General features: G+C 43.5%; 6 protein-coding genes. 1 reads left to right on the top strand and 5 read right to left on the bottom strand.

Going from position 1 to position 6,993, the window contains the following annotated elements:
- Window positions 1-208: 208 nt before the first annotated feature.
- From IM509_RS16600 to IM509_RS16580, 5 genes are all read right to left on the bottom strand, one after another.
- A complete protein-coding gene (locus tag IM509_RS16600) occupies window positions 209-1,354 on the bottom strand; it encodes a DNA cytosine methyltransferase (protein ID WP_072926932.1) in 1,146 nt (381 codons plus the stop codon).
- Between the two features lie 304 nt (window positions 1,355-1,658).
- Window positions 1,659-1,859 carry a photosystem II assembly protein Psb35 gene (gene psb35 / locus IM509_RS16595; RefSeq protein WP_002782108.1) on the bottom strand — a complete coding sequence of 67 codons (201 nt, stop codon included), beginning with the start codon at window positions 1,857-1,859 and terminating at the stop codon, window positions 1,659-1,661.
- Between the two features lie 59 nt (window positions 1,860-1,918).
- On the bottom strand, window positions 1,919-2,326 hold the full coding sequence (locus IM509_RS16590) for a gamma-glutamylcyclotransferase family protein (protein ID WP_072926930.1): 408 nt from the start codon (window positions 2,324-2,326) through the stop codon (window positions 1,919-1,921).
- Window positions 2,323-3,348 (bottom strand): aldo/keto reductase, encoded by a 1,026-nt coding sequence (locus IM509_RS16585; RefSeq protein ID WP_072926928.1) that lies wholly within the window; start codon window positions 3,346-3,348, stop codon window positions 2,323-2,325. The genes IM509_RS16590 and IM509_RS16585 overlap by 4 nt, the downstream gene beginning before the upstream one ends.
- 383 nt (window positions 3,349-3,731) lie before the next feature.
- Window positions 3,732-5,828, bottom strand: a complete 2,097-nt coding sequence (locus IM509_RS16580; protein WP_052278194.1) for a S8 family peptidase — start codon at window positions 5,826-5,828, stop codon at window positions 3,732-3,734.
- 67 nt (window positions 5,829-5,895) lie between these two features.
- On the opposite strand from IM509_RS16580, the gene IM509_RS16575 reads away from it, so the two are divergent.
- Complete coding sequence (locus tag IM509_RS16575) at window positions 5,896-6,708, top strand: Uma2 family endonuclease (RefSeq protein WP_002762753.1); 813 nt, start codon at window positions 5,896-5,898, stop codon at window positions 6,706-6,708.
- The last annotated feature ends 285 nt before the right edge of the window (window positions 6,709-6,993 follow it).

Raw genomic sequence — 6,993 nt, 5'->3', positions numbered from 1 at the left:
ATTGCGAATGACTGGGGGAACCCTGGAATTTTCGGCTTAGTTGCCGGCAGCTTGCCGCCAACTCACTCCTCTAGATAAGTATTTTGACTCAGGCATCTTCCTCTTTTGAGACGTTGTGACACTTAGGGTGCGGAATGTGGGATTGAGAGAACTCGTCTGACAATAGATCGATATGTGGAGACAATTTTTGCAGCGCTACAAACCCAAACTAATACTCAAGATTTTGTCCCATAGAGTCTGCTACCACTTTGCCTAACAGTGGTGGCACAGATTCTCCAATTTGAGAGGCCATATCAGTATAAGTCCCTAAAAAGTGAAAATGATCGGGATAAGAATGTAATCTTGCTGCTTCACGAATTGTGATTGTCCGATTCTGGGTCGGATGAAAAAATCTGCCAGAACCGGGATGAAAAAACCACCTTGTAATTGTTCTTGCTGGTTTATCCCAAGAAAGTCGACCATAGGCCCCGCTATAGTGTTTTTTCGGTGCTAATTCAGCAGGTAAATCTCTCGCATCTTGTCCTTCCGCCAGAATTTGCACTCTTGACATTTGAATTGGTGTTAAAGGACGGGCAATATGATTAACAATTTTTTGACTTTGCTCACGCATCTTCTGTTGATATATGGTCTCGGGTTCCCTAGTATAAATTTCGTGATCATAAGCTTGTCCTGCTTCTAAAGTAGGTAAATCACTAATGGCATCTTTAACAGTAGTAACTGGGGCAATATTTGGTTCTAGTAAAGTAAGCTGTGTCCAAGATTTTACAGCTTTATAATCACTTCTGATATCACCAGAATGAGTTGCTTGGGGAAGGGATGGTAAACGCTCTAGACTAGCTAAAAAAAAGGCTCTTGAGCGAGTTTGTGGCACTCCATAATAAGCGGCGTTTAGGGAAGTAGTAACTACTTGATAACCCCAAGATTCTAAATGTGCTACAATTTCATCTCTGATGATACCGCCATAAGCTTTCAAAATTTCAGGAACATTTTCCATGACTACATGAAGAGGACGAAACTCTTGAACAAATCCTAAGAAAGACTTATATAAATGATTGCGAGAATCATTAAGATAGCGATACCCAGCTGGGATATTTCGTGAAAATCCTTGACAGGGTGGACCCCCGATAAGGGCGGTTAATTCTTCTCTTTGTAAACCTAAGTATAAGCGCAGTTCTGATGGATTAACTTTGCGGATGTCTTCCTGAAAAGTGCGTGTTTTAGGATAATTATGTTGATAGGTTGCTAATGCTTTCGCATTTACATCAATTGCACAGATAGATTCAAACCCGGCTAAATGAAATCCCGTGGTCAATCCGCCCGCACCAGAAAATAAGTCGATAATTTGTTGTTTCATGGTTGAATACTATCGTATTCGGAGCCTCTTGTCAACTAAATATCCTAGCGATGATAGCGACGACAGGCAGTTTCATAAGAGGAGGAGGGGACGGAAATTAAAGACCCGATATTCTATCATAGCGATTTGCGATCGACCTTGGTTGATCGATCGTGTTTCTGTTCGCTGGGAAACGTTTAGGCAGCCAATAAGGCTGAAATGCCTGAAATCAGCACCTAGTAAGGTCTTTAGCCCCCGCGACCAACCTGATTGCTGAGAAGGGAGAAAAAAGCTGACGGTTAAAATAACTGATCACTGCCTTTTTCTAGGATTGAGAATCAGAATCTACCCCTGTCTTCACTTCGGGGATAATATCGGGTCTTTGGGCATCTTCCCAACCGACCGGGCGTTTAGAATTGTACCAAGCGATCGAACCGATGGTGACAGCAGCGAGAAAACCGACCACATAAACTGCCACAAAATAAACGGGGAATTTGCCACTGGCCACTTCTAGGAGTAAATACATAAGTTTTTCACGATTAAGCTTTTAATTTGTATATCTTAACAGAATCAGACCCCTCATCCCTATTTTCGATCGCTACTGGTCCACCAACCGGAAGGCAGCCAAACACCGCCATGGAGAGCTATTTTTGCCGGTGTCATCATATATCCCCAAGCTTCGCCGATTAATTCTCGCTCTAGATTATAAATAGGAATTCTGCGACGCTGATACTCGTTTTCTTCTGCAGCTCTGCCGGGTTGATAATCTTCCAAACCATCCAAAAGCCCAATATCATAATCTGCGTTAAAAGTCAATAAAATTCCTTTCACCCAGCCATCCCCCTCGGTCAGTCCGGGATAACCGAGGGCGGTAAGATGGTATAAATGCCCCTTTGTGTAGGCGGTTTTAGAGTTGATCACTTTTCCCGCACAGTAGGCAGAATAGTTACTCTCCCTAGGTTTCAGTGTTCCATAAACAAAAACTTCCATCATCGATCCAATTGTGCCGCTACTCCTCCTAATAGGATATCGCGAACAAATTGACTGGCTAAAAGTTCGTGGGGAAAACCAAGAGAAATGGCGCTGATATTATCGAGTCGTTGCAGATGTTCCCCAGTTAGGTTAAAGTCCACACAGGCTAAATTATCCTGCAATTGGGACAATTTTCGAGCGCCAATGATAGGAATTACGGCGTTAGGCCGATTTCTTAGCCAATTTAATGCCACTTGTGCCGGTGATTTCTCAATTTCTCTGGCTATCTCTAGGACAGTCTCGGCAATTTTTAAATCGCGATCAAAAATTTGAAAAGGTTGGTCGGTCATGCTTAAACGTCCATCGACGGGGTTGGGTTGATTATATTTTCCCGTTAAAACTCCTCCTCCCAGGGGACTCCAAGCTGTCACCCCGACATTGAATGCTTTGGCCATGGGCAATAATTCCCGTTCGGGGGTGCGTTCCTTGAGAGAATATTCTATTTGTAGTCCGATAAAGGGTGTCCATCCCCGCAGGGTGGCCAGGGTGTTTGCTTGGGAGACAATCCAAGCAGGACTGTCAGAAATGCCGATATAAAGCACTTTTCCCATCCTGACCAAATCATCGAAAGCACGCATCACTTCCTCGATAGGAGTGAGAGAGTCCCAAATATGAAGCCAGAGTAAATCGATGTAATCAGTACCTAAACGCTTTAAACTAGCTTCTACCGCCTGAAAGAGGTTTTTTCGATGATTTCCGCAGGCATTAACATCGCCGGGGTGCGTGTTGAGAGAATATTTCGTGGCGATTACCCATTTTTCTCGATCGCCCTTGACAAATTCCCCCACTAATGTTTCACTGGTTCCGTTAGTGTAGATATTAGCAGTATCGAGAAAATTGCCGCCCGCTTCCGCAAAAGCCTGAAAAACCGCCCGACTTTCCTCTTTATCCGACCCCCAACCCCAATCTTCCCCGAATGTCATCGTTCCTAGACATAGTTCGGAAACCCGCAGACCACTATTACCTAAAAGTTTGTAACGCATAATTAACTAAAATTTTGAATAAGAAGTTAATTATAATTGAATTTGATCGACATTTTTGCTAAGTACATTTGGTGCAATTTTGAAAAGTTAACCCTGGCCTTATTGGTTAATCAATTTTGCTTAGGTACTTAAGTAGGTAGGTGTTAAAAGTTGTCAGATCCCCCCCTTATCAAGGGGGGCAGGGGGGATCCCCCCGCCTATCGGCACCCCCCTTATCAAGGGGGGCAGGGGGGATCAGAGGCAAAATCTATCTTCAATTTAATTATAACTAAGTACCTAGGCAAAATTATTTACACATGACGATCATTGCCCCGTAAGGGTTTTAGCTCGATCGGGCAGGTAATTAATTTTGCATGACTACTTACTTACTTAGCAGACTCAGGCTATTTAGAAACAGCCCAAGAACGCACTTCACCTAAAGTTACAGGGGTGCGATCGCTAACATCAATGGTAAAGCGAAAAACTCGTTTGGCCCGCAGACCATTTTCGGGATCGAAGAATTTTAATTTCACATCCCAGCATTCACTTCCATAGCGACAGAAGGGGCTTTTTTCCACTTCAATACTGTGTAATTCCATTCCCATTGCTACTGCCTGGGAGAAGGTTTGTACCGCTTGAAAAGCGTTAGTAGCGGCAAAATTTAAAGCGCGATCCCGGGCGATTTGTCCGACGTTGCGTAAGTCATAATAAATGCGATTTAAGAAACTGGTTAGAGAACGCCGCATCCTCGCTTCATCGGCGATTTCATGTTCCGTGCGAACAGTTTCTATGGCTGATTCAATCAAAGTATTAACTTTCCAGCCATACATTCCTCGCGGACTATTAACTTTAATGACGGGAACAATTTGACCAGAAAAAAGTCTCACGGTTTCCTCAGTAAGAAGACCGGGGATACTCACCCTTTCAATATAATCTTCGTCTGCTTCTGGCAATATTTGACCCGCTAACATATATTGCATGACTTGATAAATCTCAGCGGCGAAGGCTCCCACTGGTTTAATTGCATAGATGGGAGTTAGTTCTAAATTGACTGTCCAAATTAAAGACTTAGTTTCTGATAAATTACTTTCTAAATAATCTACCATTTGCCGCGCATCGTAGGGATTGGATGGTAATTCAAGATTATCGATCGTGATGGTTGGCATTAACTGTTTAAAGGTATCCCGACGCGCTTCTGTGCCGAAATCATAGCCTAAAGTTCCTAACACATAAACGAGGTTTGAACGTTGACTAGGAACGACACTATTAAAGACAATATTTTTATTTGTTTGATTATTTTGTATTAATCCGGTTGAGGAAACATTTTCTGAAGCATTGCTAGGAGCGATCACCGGTTCTAGTGTCGCTGCTGTTGGGGTGGTTACAATTGTTCCCTGAGTCGCCATCTCGGTTGTATTGGATGGGATAACCGAGGTGGTCACTGTCATCGGAATTACCGCCGATTCTATGATATTATTCGACGAATTGTTATCCGCTTCAACAGTTTGTAATTTCTCTCCCGTCAGCAGTTCATAAGCACCCGCAATATTGATTTTTCCTAATAAACAGCGTTCCGGTTCTTCTACTTCCTTAGGATCGCAAGGGATGGCACTATTAATTAAGGCGGCTCTTACTGCTTCTGCGTCGGGAGATAACCCCTGTTCTAATTGCAAACTCATTAATAAAGCGGCTGTTCCTGTCACAATGGGAGCGGCGCAGCTAGTCCCTTTTTTGCGGATGGGGTCATCGGTTCCGGGTTGAGCGCCTAAAATATTCTCTCCTGGAGCGAGAATCCCTTGCGTTGCATATTTACCGCCAAAATTACTAAATTTAAATGGCTCACCTGTATCTTTCATTGCTCCTACTGTCAGGACATTTTCTAATACCGCAGGAACGCACCAACACTCTCCTTTATCATTACCTCCGGGGGCAATCACCAGGATATTATTAGCTTGAGCTTGACGAATTGCTTTATCAATAAATTCGTGCGCTAATCCGCTTTGAGTTGGGTGACAAGCGGCACAATGGATAATATTAACTCCCTGTTCAATAGCGGTACTAATTGCGCGAGAAAGATTGAGAGGATTAATAAAATCTTCGTTGCTATAGGCGATGGGAATATTAATTACAGTAGCCTGAGGAGCAATCCCTTCTACGGGTGAATCTGGCTGGCCACAAATGGTGCTGATAATATGGTTAGCATGGAAGCGCAAATGCAAACTGTGGAGGATGTTTTCATCAGGGATAGCTTCTTTGAACAGATACTCTTTTTCTTCATCACTTTTGTCACTTTTTTCTATATCTAAAAAGGCTTGTAAGTGTTGGGGATCGATGGGAAATTCTTCCGACCAATAGGGATCAAGGCGGGTAATATTTGCTCCTTGGAAACAGGCGCGATCTAAGTCAATCGGTCCATCAAGAACGGCAATTTTGATGCGGGGATCGCCTTTGGTATGGGAGCGAAGAGCAGTCATTCCGGGGATAGCATTGAGATCAGGCATAGTTTTTGCAGGTTTTCAAGAACAGTTATAGAATAAAAGCTAGATAACAAAAATAGGGGAATTAAAGATGAGTGCAATCACCCCAACGGCACAACCCGCAACCACAATTCAGGAACCTTCGACCACGGTGTATTGCGATTCCCCTTTACCCGACCACACCCAACTCCCGGATAAAGATGGAAGTTTTGTGAAAAACTATCAAGAGCCTCCCCAAGCAGACCTTTTAACGGATACTATTACACCCCTTTTGGAGCAATTACATCCTGACGGTAATTACTGTCTGGGTCGAGATTGTGGGATTTATTGGCGATTGCCAGAGCATCCAGAATCCCTAGAAAAAGGTGCTGTTGCTCCCGATTGGTTTTATGTTCCCCATGTCCCCACAACGATTGATGGTCAAGTCCGGCGTTCTTTTGTGATGTGGAAAGAAACCATTGAACCGGTTATTGCCTTAGAATTTGTCTCTGGTAATGGTGAAGAAGAACGGGATAAAACGCCTGTCAAGGGTAAATTTTGGATCTATGAGCGAGCGATTCAAATTCCTTTTTATGGAATTTATGAAGTTAACAAGGCCCAGATCGAGATGTACCAGTTAGTTAATGGTCGTTACCAAAAAATGACTCCTAATCAGCGCGGTCATTATCCCATTGTTCCTTTAAAGGTAGAGTTAGGAATTTGGCAGGGGGAATACCAAAATCAATCCTTTCCCTGGCTTCGCTGGTGGGATGGGGAAGGTAACTTGTTGTTAACTTCCCAGGAATCTACTGAACAGGAACGACAACGAGCCGAACAGGAACGACAACGAGCCGAACAGGAACGACAACGAGCCGATCGCCTAGCGGAACAGTTAAGGGCGTTGGGGATAGAACCTGAAGAGTAGTCGTTTTGTCAGGTAGGCAAGTGCGAACAATTCATGTAAAAAAAGACTGTCTACCTAATGACTAATGCCAGGAAGAACAAATTACACTGCGTCGTCACCCGCAAAGGGATAACATTGCTTGGTGGCTAAATCACAGAAGGTAGCAGGGAGCATCTCACTTACGCGATGAGTAATTATACTTAGCCTAAAAGCCACTCTTAATCGTGTCTTGGAACGAAATAGAGGCTTTTAAAGACCGCGTACATGGAGAATTAAAACAAGAATTACCCTCGAAAAGCCTATTTT

Origin of the sequence: Microcystis sp. M31BS1 (assembly GCF_020245285.1) — a bacterium.
Classification (GTDB): domain Bacteria; phylum Cyanobacteriota; class Cyanobacteriia; order Cyanobacteriales; family Microcystaceae; genus Microcystis; species Microcystis panniformis.
Note: the sequence above shows the minus strand (reverse complement) of the source record. Positions and strands in the feature narration are given on the sequence as shown.

Bases quoted from the DNA above. Each gene is read 5' to 3' on its own strand.
- IM509_RS16600 (WP_072926932.1), bottom strand. From the start codon at position 1,354: ATGAAACAACAAATTATCGACTTATTTTCTGGTGCGGGCGGATTGACC.
- psb35 (WP_002782108.1), bottom strand. From the start codon at position 1,859: ATGTATTTACTCCTAGAAGTGGCCAGTGGCAAATTCCCCGTTTATTTT.
- IM509_RS16590 (WP_072926930.1), bottom strand. From the start codon at position 2,326: ATGATGGAAGTTTTTGTTTATGGAACACTGAAACCTAGGGAGAGTAAC.
- IM509_RS16585 (WP_072926928.1), bottom strand. From the start codon at position 3,348: ATGCGTTACAAACTTTTAGGTAATAGTGGTCTGCGGGTTTCCGAACTA.
- IM509_RS16580 (WP_052278194.1), bottom strand. From the start codon at position 5,828: ATGCCTGATCTCAATGCTATCCCCGGAATGACTGCTCTTCGCTCCCAT.
- IM509_RS16575 (WP_002762753.1), top strand. From the start codon at position 5,896: ATGAGTGCAATCACCCCAACGGCACAACCCGCAACCACAATTCAGGAA.